Source organism: Pseudomonas sp. LAMO17WK12:I5 (assembly GCF_900215165.1).
GTDB lineage: Bacteria > Pseudomonadota > Gammaproteobacteria > Pseudomonadales > Pseudomonadaceae > Aquipseudomonas > Aquipseudomonas putida_A.
Genome location: NZ_OBDS01000018.1, coordinates 22,538 through 37,703 on the forward strand (window position 1 = coordinate 22,538; position 15,166 = coordinate 37,703).

12 protein-coding genes are annotated in these 15,166 nt (G+C 61.6%); 10 read left to right on the forward strand and 2 right to left on the reverse strand.

The features are described from left to right. The first annotated feature begins 431 nt into the window (after positions 1-431). From CRO59_RS27090 to CRO59_RS27115, 6 genes are all read left to right on the forward strand, one after another. Positions 432-2,153 (forward strand): carbamoyltransferase C-terminal domain-containing protein, encoded by a 1,722-nt coding sequence (locus tag CRO59_RS27090; RefSeq protein WP_027614140.1) that lies wholly within the window; start codon positions 432-434, stop codon positions 2,151-2,153. Positions 2,154-2,215: 62 nt separating this feature from the next. Beyond that, entirely contained in the window at positions 2,216-3,391 is a 1,176-nt protein-coding gene (locus tag CRO59_RS27095; protein ID WP_097090444.1) for an MFS transporter, read from the forward strand. Between the two features lies 1 nt (position 3,392). Continuing rightward, complete coding sequence (locus tag CRO59_RS27100) at positions 3,393-4,067, forward strand: HAD family phosphatase (RefSeq protein ID WP_027614138.1); 675 nt, start codon at positions 3,393-3,395, stop codon at positions 4,065-4,067. Further along, on the forward strand, positions 4,064-4,702 hold the full coding sequence (locus CRO59_RS27105) for a YdcF family protein (protein WP_027614137.1): 639 nt from the start codon (positions 4,064-4,066) through the stop codon (positions 4,700-4,702). Before CRO59_RS27100 ends, CRO59_RS27105 begins: the two co-directional genes overlap by 4 nt. A gap of 25 nt (positions 4,703-4,727) precedes the next feature. Further along, positions 4,728-6,185: an amidohydrolase family protein gene (locus CRO59_RS27110; RefSeq protein WP_097090445.1), complete on the forward strand. Its 1,458-nt coding sequence runs from the start codon at positions 4,728-4,730 to the stop codon at positions 6,183-6,185. A gap of 119 nt (positions 6,186-6,304) precedes the next feature. Then, complete coding sequence (locus tag CRO59_RS27115; protein WP_095139854.1) at positions 6,305-6,673, forward strand: glyoxalase superfamily protein; 369 nt, start codon at positions 6,305-6,307, stop codon at positions 6,671-6,673. Between the two features lie 61 nt (positions 6,674-6,734). Here the strand turns inward: CRO59_RS27115 and CRO59_RS27120 are convergent, their stop codons facing one another. Continuing rightward, on the reverse strand, positions 6,735-7,100 hold the full coding sequence (locus CRO59_RS27120) for a DUF6124 family protein (protein WP_097090446.1): 366 nt from the start codon (positions 7,098-7,100) through the stop codon (positions 6,735-6,737). A gap of 514 nt (positions 7,101-7,614) precedes the next feature. Next, positions 7,615-8,631, reverse strand: coding sequence for an AraC family transcriptional regulator (locus CRO59_RS27125; protein ID WP_027614133.1), 1,017 nt, complete (start codon positions 8,629-8,631; stop codon positions 7,615-7,617). Positions 8,632-8,842: 211 nt separating this feature from the next. Here CRO59_RS27125 and CRO59_RS27130 point away from each other — a divergent pair, with 211 nt between their 5' ends. The 4 genes from CRO59_RS27130 to CRO59_RS27145 all read left to right on the forward strand — a co-directional run bounded on the left by CRO59_RS27130 (position 8,843) and on the right by CRO59_RS27145 (position 15,160). Beyond that, positions 8,843-10,438, forward strand: a complete 1,596-nt coding sequence (locus CRO59_RS27130) for an FAD-binding oxidoreductase (protein ID WP_097090447.1) — start codon at positions 8,843-8,845, stop codon at positions 10,436-10,438. A gap of 5 nt (positions 10,439-10,443) precedes the next feature. Continuing rightward, a complete protein-coding gene (locus CRO59_RS27135; protein ID WP_097090448.1) occupies positions 10,444-12,039 on the forward strand; it encodes a glycerol-3-phosphate dehydrogenase/oxidase in 1,596 nt (531 codons plus the stop codon). Between the two features lie 20 nt (positions 12,040-12,059). Next, positions 12,060-13,628, forward strand: a complete 1,569-nt coding sequence (locus CRO59_RS27140) for an FGGY-family carbohydrate kinase (RefSeq protein ID WP_097090449.1) — start codon at positions 12,060-12,062, stop codon at positions 13,626-13,628. Positions 13,629-13,870: 242 nt separating this feature from the next. Beyond that, positions 13,871-15,160, forward strand: coding sequence for a phospholipase (locus CRO59_RS27145; RefSeq protein ID WP_097090450.1), 1,290 nt, complete (start codon positions 13,871-13,873; stop codon positions 15,158-15,160). Positions 15,161-15,166 lie beyond the last annotated feature (6 nt).

The window sequence follows — 15,166 nt, forward strand, 5'->3', positions numbered from 1 at the left end:
AGTTGAATGGCACGCCGTCATCGTCCGTTTTTTTGTCCCGGTAAACCCCCGCAAATACGCCGCATGCCAGTGGAATTTAATTTTTAGCGGGGACTTCGCCGGGTGCTCGGGAAATTACCGGCTAGGCTGCTACCGCGATGAAACGAGGACGGCTGCGATGGATGTCGCCCTCCACGTGTTGCAGGCATGAGGCCCGTGCAGCACGGCACCGCCCATGGAGTTTTCTGGCAAAAGGAATTTGCGATGGCGAGACACATTGATGCCTTCTCGTAAAGGCGTATTCCCCCGGCGGACCTACATGAATCCGCGATCTCTCGATGAGTAATGGTCGGCCATGACGGCCGGCATCTGTCATTGACTCTGGTTATTGCATTGCACGCTACGCGCGTGGGCGAAGCCGTCACCTCAATTGGCGAAAACAAGGAATAGTTATGATCATTTTGGGTATTACAAACAATGATTTGGCGGGTGCTTGCCTGGTACGTGATGGTCAGATTCTTTCAGCGGTCAGTGAAGAGCGCTTCACCCGCATCAAGGATCATAAAATCTGGCCGGCCAAGTCCATCGAGTTTGTGTTGAGCCAGGCCGGCGTGTCGCTGGAAGACGTCGATCATGTCGCCTATGGATGGAACGCCGGTTTCAGTGCCGACAAACATCTGGCGTTGTACTTCGATCGCATCGTCGAGGAAGTCCGGAGCAACCCCCAGGGCCTTGCGCAGTTCCGTCAGCGTGTGACCGATGAAATCAACAACGACAAGGCCAAGCGCGGCGAATTCGACCAGTTCATTGTCGACAACGGTCTGCAAGGCAAGGCGTACTACATTGATCACCACGAGTGCCATGCGCTCGGTGCCTATGTCTGCTCGCCATTCGAGGACGCGTTGACCCTGACGTGCGACGGACGCGGCGACTTTCAGTCGCTGACCGTCACCTGGTACAGCCCGTCAGAAACCACGGTGCTGCAACGCGAAACCAGTGTCGACAGCCTCGGTTATTTCTACGGCCGGATCACCCACCTGCTCGGTTACAAACCCAACCGCCACGAAGGCAAGGTCACCGGTCTGGCCGCATTCGGCGATCCGCAGAAACTGCTGGGCGTAATGCAGCAGATGATCCGTTTCGAAGACGGCCGCATCAAGGCGCGCTGCGGCGATATGTTCCTGCCGTCCTACAACACCTACAGCGAGCCGCTGGAAACCCTGTTTGCCCGGGAAACCCCCGAGGACATCGCCGCCGCTGTACAGCGTCACAGCGAAGACCTGCTGGTGGCCACCGTCAGCCATCATCTGGCCCAGCGCGGCAGTGCCAACCTGTGCCTGGCCGGCGGCGTGTTTGGCAACGTCAAACTCAACCAGCGTCTGCGTGAGATCCCGGGCGTCAAAGACGTCTACGTGCTGCCGTGCATGGGCGATGGCGGCCTGGCACTGGCTGCTGCGGTCGGTACCGCGTACCTGGAAAACGGCACCCGCTTCAAGAATCCGTCAATGATGCTTGGCCCGGAATCGCGCAGCGTTTCGCAGAACATCAACCTGATCAATCGCGACTACCCTGAACTCGGTTATCACACGCCGTCGAACATCATCGAGGTGTTGACCGAGGCCCTGACGGAAAATCAGGTGCTGGGCATGTTCAAGGGCAAGATGGAGTTCGGCCCGCGTTCGCTGTGCAACCGCAGCATCGTCTATCACGCGCAGGATGCCGAGGTGAACGACTGGCTCAACAAGCGCATGCACCGCACCGAGTTCATGCCGTTCGGCCCGGTCACCGCCATTGAGCAAGCACCGGCCTGCTACGTCGGTTGGGACGAGGAGCAAGTGGCCGCCGATACCATGACCATGACCTACGACTGCCATCCGCAATTTCGCGAGGCGAGTCCGGCCGTGGTGCACATCGACGGCACCGCGCGCCCGCAGATCATTCGCCCGCAGAGCGACCCGTTCATGCATCGCCTGCTGACGGCCTGGCACCAGAAAACCGGTCAGGCAGCCTTGATCAACACCTCGTTCAACCGCCATGAAGAGCCGATCGTGTGCTCTTCCCAGGACGCACTGGATGCGCTGAAAGAAGGCATGGTCGATCTGGTGGTCATGAGTGAATCGCTGATCGTCTGGCGCAAGGGCAAAAACAGCTTCACCCAGCAACGCTTCGAATAATGGATGGTATTCAGGGCTCCTGGGGAGCCCTGCTTCTGGAGTGTCAGGCGTATGGTTGACGAATGTATTTAATCTTTTTCGGGTTCTTTGCGGCGGAAGGGATCATCTATCCGTTCTGGCCGACCTGGCTGGATTCCCTGGGCTTCAGTGCCAGTGAAATCGGCTTGCTGATCGCCGCGGCGTATTGGCCGCAGGTGGTGACCGGGGTGCTGATCACCTATGTGGCCGACTGGCGCGTGGATCAGTTGCGGCTCGCCGCTGTTCTGAGCGTTACCGCCGCGTTATGTACGTTGCTGTTCTACTTCATCCCGGCGCACTTATGGATGTTCGTGTGCCTGAGTGTGCTGTTTGGAGGGGTATGGATGGTGGTGTTGCCGCTGTCCGAGTCCTATCTGCTCAAGCGCGACAAACTGGCCCTGCAGAATTACGGTTGGGTGCGGGCGGTAGGCTCATCGGCCTTTATCCTGACCTCGACCCTCGGTGGTTTTCTGTTTGCGCAGTACAGCCAGTCGTGGGTGCCGCTGGTGATCGCAGCGAGCATGTTACTCACCGCCGTGGCGTGTTTGCACCTGAAGCGCCAGGTGGCGCGGGCGCATCTGGAGCCGCCCGGCCCGGCGCGCAAACGGCCTGACTGGCGGGCGCTATTGGCACACAAGAGTTTGCTGATCGCGATTGCCGCCGCCAGCTTCATTCAGTTGAGCCACACCCTGTACTTTTCCACGGCTTCGATCGGTTGGGGAGTGAAGGGCTTCTCTTCCTCAGCGATTGGCATGTTCTGGGCGGTGGCGGTGATTGCGGAAATCACCTGGTTCGCGCTCTCCAACAAGGTCCTGGCGTTTTGCGCGCCGTTGTCCCTGGTGATGTTTTCCAGTGTCTGTGCGGCACTGCGCTGGGCGCTGTTTTCCAACAGCGACGCGGTGTCGCTGATCCTGCTGGGGCAGTGTCTGCACGCGCTGAGCTTTGCCGCCTACCACGCGGCGATCATGCGCTTTATTCGCGACCAGGCACCGCAGGATATTCAGGTCTTTACTCAAGGGGTTTATTACTCCCTGGCGGTGGCGTTGCCCATGGGCCTGGCCACACCTTTCGCCGGCTACCTGTACCAGACCCGGCCGCAGTGGTCCTACTACGTGATGGCGCTGTTCGCGTTGGTCGCAACGGTGCTGGCGTTCATTGCTCATCAGAAAATGCGAAGTTCAACTCATGGCTCAACAAACGTTTACAGCCGTCTGCTTTGATATGGACGGCGTGCTCATTCAGTCGCGCGAGGTGATTGAACACGCCTGGACCACCGTGGCGCGCGAGTACGGGCTCAGCGTCGATCAGGCGTTCATTGACGAGCACATCCACGGCCGCCCCGGTGGTTACACCCTCAAGACCTTGTTTGCCGAGTTCGACGAAGCACAGCGGGTGGCGATCAAGCGTGAAGTCGACGCCATCGAGCAGGTGACGAACTGTGCGCTGGTGCCGGGCGTCGCGGCGTTGATCGCCCGACTCCGCGAGCACGCCGTGCCCTTGGCGCTGGTCACCAGCAGTTGGCGGGCGCGGGTCGGGCACGTTCTGCAGCAACACGACCTGACGTCGGCGTTCGACAGCATCATCTGCCGCGACGACGTACGCAGCGGCAAACCGGCCCCCGATCCCTATCGCCTGGCGGCGGCACAACTGGGTCGGCAAAGTGATGAATGCCTGGTGTTCGAAGACTCTGTCAGCGGCGTGCAGTCGGCGGTCAGCAGCGGCGCACTGTGCATCGGCATTGGCGACGACCCGACGCTGACCGCGCATGGTGCTGCAGGCGTGTATGCCGATTTCACTCGGCTTGCGCTTAGGCTCGACGGCAGGGGCGCGCACGGTTATGCCGATGGAGCGCTGTTCATCAACGCGCACCCGAGCCAGAGGTTTGCCCGCTCATGACATTGACGTTGCAGCACGCCAGCGTGCTCTGGAAATTCCTCGGTGCGGGGCGCCAACACAGCGCTTGTGAATTGATTGTGGTCTGCGGCTCCTACGACCTGCGGGTCTGCGATTACGCTTGCCAACTATTGAAAGACGGCGTGGCCCCCCACCTGTTGTTCACCGGCAATACCGGCAACTGGACCAGGCATTTGTGGGAACGCTCCGAAGCCGATATTTTTGCCCAACGCGCCTTGGCGCAAGGGGTGACGGCGCAGCAGTTCACCCTGGAAACCCGCGCGACCAACTTTGCCGAAAACATCGCGTTTGCCCGAGCGATGTTTCCCGACGTGCGTCGTGCGACGTTTCTGACCAAACCCAATTCGATCCGGCGCGTGGCGTTGACCCTGCCCGTGCAGTGGCCCGGACTGGAAGCCTTTGTGGATGCGCCGTCGTTCGATTTTCCTGATGACGTCAGCAACCTGATCGGGGTGCTGGGCCTGATCGACGAAATGGTCGGCGATGTGCACCGCATCATGGTTTACCCTGCGTTGGGTTTTCAGGTCGAACAGGCGATCCCCGAAGAGGTTCAGGTAGCCTGGCGGTATCTGGTGGAGCAAGGCTTCGATCACCATTTGATCAAGGGCAGGAGTTGACGCTGACTCCCGCCGGGAGACAGACATGCAGTACGACACGCTGATCCGCAACGCCACCGTCATTGATGGCAGCAACACGCCCGGCTACCGCACCGATGTGGCGATTCTCAACGGGCGCATCGAACGTATCGGCGACCTGCATGATGCCCGCGCCACGGAGGAAATCGACGCCGCCGGCCGCGTGCTCGCCCCAGGCTTCATCGACGTGCACACCCACGATGACACCGTGGTCATCCGCCAGCCCGAAATGCTGCCCAAGCTCAGCCAGGGCGTGACCACGGTGATTGTCGGCAACTGTGGGATCAGCGCCTCGCCGGTCAGTCTCAAAGGCAATCCGCCGGACCCGATGAACCTGCTTGGTACCGCAGCGGCGTTCGTCTATCCGCGCTTCAGCGATTATCGCGCCGCCGTCGAAGCGGCGAACACCACGCTGAACGTCGCCGCACTGGTCGGCCACACCGCACTGCGCAGCAATCACCTCGACGACCTGTTCCGCACCGCCACGCCTGACGAAATCACCGCCATGCGCGAGCAATTGCGTGAAAGCCTTGAGGCCGGCGCGCTAGGTTTATCCACAGGCCTGGCCTACGCCAGCGCCTTTAACGCCTCCACCGACGAAGTGAAGCAACTGACCGAAGAACTCACGGCGTTCGGCGCGGTGTACACCACCCATCTGCGCAGTGAATTCGAACCGGTGCTGGAGGCGATGGAAGAAGCGTTCAGCATCGGCCGTCATTCGCGGTCACCGGTGATCATCTCCCACCTCAAATGCGCCGGTGTCGGTAATTGGGGGCGCAGTCCGCAGTTGCTCGCGGCGTTGGAGGAAGCAGCGAAAACCCAGCACGTAGGATGCGATTGCTATCCCTACGCGGCGAGCTCTTCGACGCTGGATCTGAAGCAAGTCACCGATGCCCATCGCATCACCATCACCTGGTCGACGCCGCACCCCGAAGTCAGCGGTTGCGACCTGATCGACATCGCCGCCGAATGGAACGTGCCACTGCTCGAAGCCGCCAAGTGCCTGCAACCGGCGGGCGCGGTGTACTACGGCATGGACGAGGCGGATGTACGAAAAATCCTCGCGCATCCGCTGTCGATGGTCGGCTCTGACGGACTGCCGGAAGACCCATTCCCGCATCCACGCCTGTGGGGCGCTTTCCCACGGGTGCTCGGACATTTCAGTCGTGATGTCGGGCTGTTTCCGTTGCACACCGCCGTGCACAAGATGACCGGTCTGTCGGCAGCGCGATTTGGCTTGAAAGAGCGCGGCGAGATTCGCGAGGGAAACTGGGCGGATCTGGTGCTGTTCGATCCTTTGACGGTGCGAGATGTGGCGGATTTCCATGATCCGCAGCGGGCGGCGCAGGGGATTGACGGGGTGTGGGTCAATGGCGTGTTGAGCTATCGCGACGGGCAGGCGAATGGTCGCCGGGAAGGGCGGTTTCTGGCGCGGGACGGGGATTTGCGCAACAACTTTCGCTGACGTTTCGCGGAGTGCGTCACAGTGGTGGCACATTGCAATTAAAGAAAGCCACCGCCAAGCCGAATTGCTGACATCCAGCCCGTCTACACTTTTGGGCCAAACAAGTCAGGGAGCACCCCATGAGCTTCGGCAAAACCACCCCGATCCTGCGGATCTTCGATGAAGCCAAGGCGTTGGAGTTTTACGTCGACTTCCTCGGTTTCAAGATCGACTGGCAGCATCGTTTCGAAGCGAACTTCCCGCTGTATCTGCAGGTGTCCCGTGGCGAGTGCGTGCTGCACCTGTCCGAGCATCATGGCGATGCGACGCCTGGCTCGGCGTTGCGCATCGAGACCGATGAGCTGGAGGCGTTTCAGCAGCAACTGATGGCCAAGGAATATAAATTCTCGCACCCACAGATTCAGGCGATGCCGTGGGGCAGTCAGGACATGACCATTGCCGATCCGTTTGGTAATCGACTGGTGTTCACCAACGCGATCAGTGTCTGATTCGAGACAGGCAAAAAAGCCCGCTGCCATACCATCAAGGTCTGGCCGCGGGCTTTTTCGTTTATTCGGTCGGCACTAACTTGTCCAGCACCCGGTTGACGGCGATCTCCGCCACCATCACTACTTGCGCGATGCCTTGCAGAGTCTTGCGGTGCGAGCCTTCCAGTAGCCCGGCGAAGTCGTTGAGCATCACGGTGGCCGAGCCGAGGGATTCGCAGGCGTCGGCCAGCAACGGTTCGGTGCCGCTGGCCGGATTGGCCATGTAGAGACGATTGGGCTGGTACGGGGTGGCCATGATCGCGGGCCTCGGTGGGCCGAGGTAGTGGTCGAGGGCGCGCTCGGCGGCTTCGTGGAATTTTTTTGATTCGGGGGATTCGTAGGGGGAGGCCGCGTCGGTGGGCGGCGGGTTGGGTGTAACTTTGAACATTTGCCAGATCCTCATTGAGGGCTGGCCGCCGTTTCCCTACTAAAAGAAATGGAGGCAGCCGTGCGCAGGTTAGTAGACCGGGGATCTGGGAAACCGGCGCGCCCGAGGGCGCCCTGCGCACAGCCACCATAACGTTCAGGCAAGACCTGACTGTCTGATGAGCGATACGCCCCAAAAACCTCGGGCTACTAAACCCGATCACTGGAAATCAGTGACGGACTCAAGTTACCGACGGCCTCCGGGGCGCACAAGCCGGCGGATTCTGGCGTAGCCGTAGGCAGTGGCGCAAGGATTTGTAGGCAGTAGGGCGTAACACTGAGTGTCTTTAAACAGGTGTGCTGGAAGGTGTTTATTGCGCTACAGAAGCGGAGGATTTGTCTGTCGGATTGAGGTGAGGCGACTGGCGCCTTCGCGAGCAAGCCCGCTCCCACAGTGGATCTTCAGTGAATGCAGATTTTGTGTACGACACAAATCCCCTGTGGGAGCGAGCCTGCTCGCGAAGAGGCCGGCAGCATCACCCCCGATGCATCTGCCGAAACTCCCCCGGCGGCATCCCGCGCCGGCTCTTGAACGTGCGATGAAACGACCTCGGCTCGGTAAACCCCAGATACTGCGCAATGTCCTGAATCGGCAATGTGCTGTTGAGCAAATAATGCTCGGCCAGCTCCTGACGCAAATCATCAAGAATCTGCTGATACGACGTCCCCGCCTGATGCAACTGGCGCTGCAACGTGCGCACCGACACCGCGAGCTGCTCGGCCACCTGTTCCTTGCGCGGCAAGCCTTCCTTGAGCAACTGGCGCAGGATGCTTTTGACCCGTTGTTCCAGCGATGCATCCTCCAGCGTCGCCATCAAACCCATCGCGTGTTCTTCCAGGGTACGCAGCAATTGCGCATCGGCCTGGCGCAGCGGTAATTGCAGATACGCCAGCGGCACGATCAGCGCCGAATACGCCTGCTCGAACAGCACCGGGCAATCGAAAAACGCTTCGTACTGCGCCTGGGTAGCATCTGGCGGGCACGGATGTTCCAGCCACACGGCGGCGGGCGACATCTGTGTGTCGGCAATCCAGCGTGCATATTGCAGCCATGAGCCAAGAACGTTTTCCACCAGATGCCGACGAATCCGCGGACGCTCGTAGCGGCAAGTCCAGATCAGGTGCACATGACCGTCCTGCACCTCGGCGCGGCTGACGCCCATGTCGCCCACCAGTTTTTCGAACGGCATGATCCGGCTCATGGCATCGCCCAGGGTCGCGCAGTTCATGGTGATGTAACCGAGCACGCTCCAGGAGTTGGGCAGGACGAAATTGGCCGCGTTGAGACCAAACAGCGGATCGCCCGAGTGCTCGCAGAAATAATCGAGCAGGCGTTCATGGGTTTCGCCCGGCAGGCGCAGGCTGTTGTCGCTCAGTTGCTGCGCCTGCAATCCGGCTGCCGCCAACGCCGGCTCGATGGCCATGCCCAGTTGCTCGGCATGGCGCACGTATTTGAGCAGCGGCGGAACCGAGGTGAAGCCGAGCGATTGCATGATCCGAATCCCTTGATCAAGGCCTGCGTGAGCGAATGAATGCCTGAAAGGTAATTTGAAACCCCGACTAAAGTAAATGGCTGGCACTTGCGCGACGTTTGACTCAATTGGCTACTCGAACTGGCCGGATGCGACCGTGACACTTTGCGGCCGCTGACTAGTATGGAGGCCTGCCACATCACTGATCAGACTGCATAAGAAGGACACACGCATGCGACGCTGGAACGGCTGGGGAGAGGCAACAACGGTGGTCGAACTGCCGGCCCAGGGCGCGAGTTTTCTCCATGAACGACTGGGAGCCGGGCGCGCGTTGCCCGATGCCACGCTGGAGTCAGCATTGGCTCGGGTGCCGGTCTCACGGTTGGCGGCGCACGCCTTGTACAGCGTCGATGCCCATGACCGCCTGCTGCACGCCCGGGGCCAGAGCCTGCCGGATTGGCTGGCGCTGCGCGAAGGTGCGCTGGGCAATTATCCGGACGCGGTGGCGTTTCCCGAGACCGCCGCGCAGATCCGTCAATTGCTGGCGCTCGCCCATGAGCAGGACCTGTGCCTGATTCCCTACGGCGGCGGCACCTCGGTGGCCGGGCATATCAATCCGCCGGATTCGGCGCGGCCGGTGGTGACTGTGTCGCTGGCGCGGATGAATCGCCTGATCGACCTCGACGAGCAGAGCCAACTGGCGACGTTCGGCCCCGGCGCCAGTGGCCCGCAGGTGGAAAGTCAGCTGCGCGCTCGCGGCTATACGCTGGGGCATTTCCCGCAGTCGTGGGAGTTGTCGACGCTGGGCGGTTGGGTGGCCAGTCGCTCCAGTGGTCAGCAGTCGTTGCGCTACGGGCGCATCGAGCAATTGTTCGCTGGCGGCACCCTGGAAACTTTCGCCGGGCCCTTGGAAATTCCGACGTTCCCAGCTTCGGCGGCGGGGCCTGATCTGCGCGAAGTGGTGCTCGGTTGCGAGGGCCGCTTCGGGATCATTTCCCAGGTCAAAGTTCGGGTCAGTCCGCTGCCGGCCGATGAACGTTTTTACGGGGTGTTCCTGCCCAGTTGGAGCAAGGCGCTGCAAGCGATCCGCCAATTGGCGCAGGCGCGAGTGCCGCTGTCGATGCTGCGCCTGTCGAACGCGGTGGAGACCGAAACCCAACTGGCGCTGGCCGGTCATCCGCAGCAGATCGCCTGGCTGGAAAAGTATCTGAACCTGCGCGGTGCCGGTGAAGGCAAGTGCCTGCTAACCTTCGGCGTGACCGGCAACCGTCGGCAAAACGCGCTGTCGTTGAGCCAGGCGCGGCAGCATCTGAAAGCTTTCGGCGGCGTGTTCACCGGCACCTTGCTCGGCAAGAAGTGGGCGCAGAACCGCTTCCGTTTCCCCTACCTGCGCGAGAACCTGTGGAACGCCGGTTACGTGGTCGACACTCTGGAAACCGCCACCGACTGGAGCAACGTCGACCACCTGCTCAACCTGATCGAAAACAGCTTGCGTGATGCCTTGGCAGCGCAGGGCGAGCGGGTGCACGTGTTCACCCATCTGTCCCACGTCTACGGCGAAGGTTCGAGCATCTACACCACCTACGTGTTTCGCCCGGCGGCGGATTATCCGGCGACGCTGGCGCGCTGGCAGGCACTCAAGCACGCGGCCAGCCAGACCATCGTCGACAACCACGGCACCATCAGCCACCAGCATGGGGTCGGCAAGGATCACGCGCCGTATCTACCGCGCGAAAAAGGCGCGCTGGCGATGGATACCTTGCAGGCGCTGAGCAGGCACTTCGATCCGGCCGGGCGCCTCAACCCCGGCACGCTGTTGCAGGAGTGACGATCATGCCCCCGGACTGGAACGCCGCGTGGCGCCAGCAAACCTTGCCGACATTGACCGACGAAACCTGGGACCTGATCGTGATTGGCGGCGGCATCAGCGGTGCTGGAATTCTGCGCGAAGCGGCGCGGCGTGGCTGGCGTTGTCTGCTGCTGGAGCAACGGGATTTCGCTTGGGGCACCTCTAGCCGATCGTCGAAAATGGTTCACGGCGGTTTGCGTTACATCGCCAAGGGCCAGTGGCGCCTGACCCGCGATTCGGTGCGCGAGCGTCAGCGTCTGCTCGACGAAGCTCCGGGGCTGGTGGAACCGATGAGTTTCATGATGCCGCACTACCGTGGCGGCTTTCCCGGGCCGCGTGTGTTCGGTGGCTTGTTGTCGGTGTACGACGCGTTGGCGGGACGCCGCAGCCATCGTTTTCATGACGCGCAGCAATTGCGTTTTCTGGCGCCGGGGGTGAAGGAAAATCACCTGCTCGGCGGCACCTGTTTTGTCGATGCGCTGACCGATGATGCACGGCTGGTGATGCGCGTGTTGCACGAAGCGCGGGCCGATGGCGCGGCGGTGTTCAACGGGGTTCGCGTCGAACATTTGCTGCGCGAAAACGGTCGGGTGTGTGGGGTGCAGATCGAGGACTGCGAAGCGGGTGGATCGCTGCAATTGCGTTGCGGCGTGCTGGCGGTGGCGACGGGCGCGTGGGCTGAGCGTTTGCGTTTGCCCGAGGCACCGCGACAACTACGGCCATTGCGCGGCAGTCATCTGCTGCTGCCGGGCTGGCGTTTGCCGGTGGCGCAGGCCTTCACTTTTTTGCATGAGCGCGACCGTCGGCCAGTGTTCGTTTTTCCGTGGGAAGGCGCGACGGTGGTTGGCACTACCGACCTCGATCATCGCGAGAATCTGGATCAGAGCGCGAGCATCAGCGCCGACGAACTCGACTATCTGCTGGCGGCTTGCACGCAACAATTTCCAGGTGCCGAAGTGACGGCGAGCGATGTGCTGTCGACCTGGTCCGGCGTACGTCCGGTGGTGGGCAGCGCGGCGGGTGCACAGCAAGGCAAGCCGTCGAATGAAACCCGTGAACATGTGCTGTGGCAGGAGCCGGGTTGTGTCACGTTGGCCGGCGGCAAACTGACGACGTTTCGCCCGCAAGCCATCGAAGTGCTCAAGGCTTGTGCCGATATGCTCGGTCGCTCTTTCGAAGATGATGCCGCGCCAGTGTTCGCACCGGTGCCGCCGCTGCCGATCCCCGGACTCAGCCCGCAACAGTGGCGACGTCTGGCCGGACGCCACGGTCGCGACCTGCCGCGGCTGGCGCAGTTGATCGCCGAGTTGGGTCACGAAACGGTCGGCAACACCGACACCTTGTGGGCAGAACTGGCCTTCGCCTGTGAGGCGGAAATGGTGCTGCACCTCGATGATCTGTTGCTGCGCCGCACCCGTCTGGGCCTGTTGCTGGCGCGCGGTGGTGAAGAACATTTCGCTGCCATCCGCCAACTCTGCCAGCCACGCCTGGGCTGGGACGATGCACACTGGCAGCAAGAGCTGCAGCGTTACCGGGCGTTGTGGCAACGTCACCACGGCCTGCCGGATGCCACGCCTTGAGGCCCCTTGAAGAGAGCGCCATGGATAACCACTCGAACAAGCGCTACCTGCTGGCGATCGACAACGGCACCCAGAGCGTGCGCGCATTGCTCTTCGATTTGCAGGGCAATCTGCTCGGTAAAGGCAAGGTCGAGTTGCAGGCGTACTACTCGACGCAACCGGGCTGGGCCGAACAGGACCCGGAATATTATTGGGCAAAACTCGGCGAAGCCTGTCAGCAGGTGTGGGCGCAAACCGGGATTGATCGCTCGCAGATTGCCGGAGTGTCGCTGACCACTCAGCGCGGCACGGTGATCAACGTCGATGCTCAGGGCAAGCCGTTGCGCCCGGCCATTCTGTGGCTCGATCAGCGCCAGAGCGAAGTCGAGGGCGGGATCAAGGGGCCGTGGGGCTGGCTATTCAAACTGGTCGGCGCGCAGGCGACGGTGGATTATTTTCGCGCTCAGGCCGAGGCCAACTGGATCGCCCGACATCAACCGGAAATCTGGGCGGCGACCGACAAGTTTTTGCTGCTCTCGGGGTTTCTCACCCATCGTTTGTGTGGGCGCTTTGTCGACTCGGTGGGTTGTTGCGTCGGCTATCTGCCGTTCGACTTCAAACGGTTGAAATGGGCCGCGCCCAGTGACTGGAAATGGCAGGCGCTGGCGGTGCGTCCCGAGCAATTGCCGACCTTGCACAAACCCGGCGAAACCCTCGGCTACATCAGCGCCGAAGCTAGCCGTCACACGGGGATTCCCGAGGGTCTGCCGCTGATTGCCGCGGGCGCCGACAAGGCCTGCGAAGTGGTCGGCTCCGGCGTGGTCGATACGAGCACGGTGTGCCTGTCCTACGGCACCACCGCGACGATCACCAGCACCCGTTCGCGCTATCTGGAAATCGTCCCGTTGATCCCGCCATACCCCTCGGCGGTGCCGGATCAGTACAACTGCGAGGTGATGATTTATCGCGGTTACTGGATGGTCAGCTGGTTCAAGAACGAGTTCGGTCTGCGTGAGATGCAGCAGGCCAAAGAGCAGGGCATCGAGCCCGAGCAACTGTTCGATGCGCTGGTCAACGCGGTGCCGCCGGGGTCGATGGGGCTGATGCTGCAACCGTACTGGTCGCCGGGGATTCGTGAGCCGGGTGTGGAAGCCAAAGGCGCGATGATCGGCTTCGGCGACGTGCACACCCGCGCGCACATTTACCGGGCGATTCTGGAAGGGCTGGCGTATGCGTTGCGCCAGGGACTGGAGAACATCGAGAGGCGTTCGAAGGTGTCGATCAAGCGTCTGCGGGTGGCCGGTGGCGGTTCGCAGAGTGATGCAGCGATGCAGCTCACGGCGAATATTTTTGGTCTGCCGGCGGAGCGTCCGCATGTGTACGAGGCGTCCGGTCTGGGCGCGGCGATTTGCTGTGCGGTGGGGTTGGGCTTGTATGCGGATTTCCCCACGGCAATCGCCGCGATGACCCGCGTCGGGACGGTATTCACCCCGCAGCCCGAGGCACAGCAGGTCTATGAGCGTTTGTACAACGAGGTGTACCTGCGCATGTATCGCCAGCTCAAGCCGCTGTACCAGAGCATCCGCAAAATCACCGGTTACCCCGCTTAAAAGTACGGTGGTGATCTCCTGTGGGAGCGGGCTTGCTCGCGAAGGCGGCCTGCCCGTCACCTCATGTGCAAGCTGACACACCGCCTTCGCGAGCAAGCCCGCTCCCACAGGGGAACAGTGGTGTTCTCGCTATTGTGCACATGGCGCTATCGGAGACTTTTTCTGGTGAGATCGGACAGTGTCAGCGCCGGGGGCGGTTGTTAGGCTCACCCCCACGGCACCTCCAATAAGAATTAAAAGCAATGAAGCTGACCTTTCTCCTGTTGCTGCTTTGTGCAACGGCCCCGACGGCGTGGGGCTGGTCGAACCACACGGTGGGCAGCTATCTGGCGTTGCAGGAACTGCCGGCGCTGCGCGATGCGCCGCCGGTCGAGGTCGAGCCGCTGGAGCGTTTTCTCGCCGAGCAGTATCCGGCAGTGGTCGCGCTGCTGGAACAACAGGAAAACTTCGCCCGTGAACACTTCACCCAGTACCCGCCGCGACCCGACAATCTGAAGCTGCCCGCCGTACCGAGTGACGATCTGCGCCACGATTTTCTCACCGCGTTGCGACTCAATCCGCGCATTCATCTGGCGATGGTCATTCAGCCGCTGCCGGGCCAAGACCTGCCCGAACGCGAACATCTCAGTGCCGATCAGGTGATGGTCGAACAGACGCTTTCGCCATGGAATCGTCAGCGTTTCATTCGCGTGGCGGACGGCGAGAAAGTCGCGGCGCTGGCGGTATTGGCAAGCGCCGCCGACGAGCCGGATTACGGTCACGACATCAACCTGTTCAGCGACAACCCCGGCGAGGTCGGCGCGCTGTATGGCTTCGGCCCGCAGCCGTTTGGCGATGCGCGTTTTCAGTACAGCTCGCAGGCGCCGTTCCACATGGGCTTCTTCCATGAGAGCGCGGTGGTGTATGCCGCTGCCGGATTTCTTCAGCGCAGTTGGCCGGACTCGCGCGCCTATCAGTACCTGGGGCTGGCGCGCCTGGCGTTTGCCAGTGGCCATTCTTACTGGGGTTACCGCTTTCTCGGATGGGGCGTACACCACGTGCAGGACCTGACCCAGCCGTATCACGCCAAGCCGCTGCCCGGGGTCGAGCTGCCGAGTCTGTTGTTGCTGGAAGGCAAGGCGCTGGCCGGTTTTGCCGACGATAAAAAAGCCTCGATCGAACGGGTCGCCACCCGTCATATGGAAATCGAGAAGTATCAATCAACCTGGTTGCGCCGGGTGCTGCGTACCGGTCAGGCGCATCCGATGCTCGCGGCCTACGCCGATGTCGCTCAAGACCAACACTATCCGCCGTACTCGGTGGACTACTTGCGCGAAGTGGTCAGCGCCGAGTCGGTAGAGGACTCGGCGGCGTTCGATGAAGCCATCGGCCAGTGGCTGGAAACGGCCCCGGTGACCAGTGATTTCAGCAGCGGCAATCAGGTGCAGCGCGAGACGTTCGAGCATCCGGCACTCAATCAGCAGCTGTTCAAACTGCTCGGGCATTTCGGCGCGCACAGCCGGATTTATGTCCGCGCGGGGTTGGCACCGTAGCCGTCG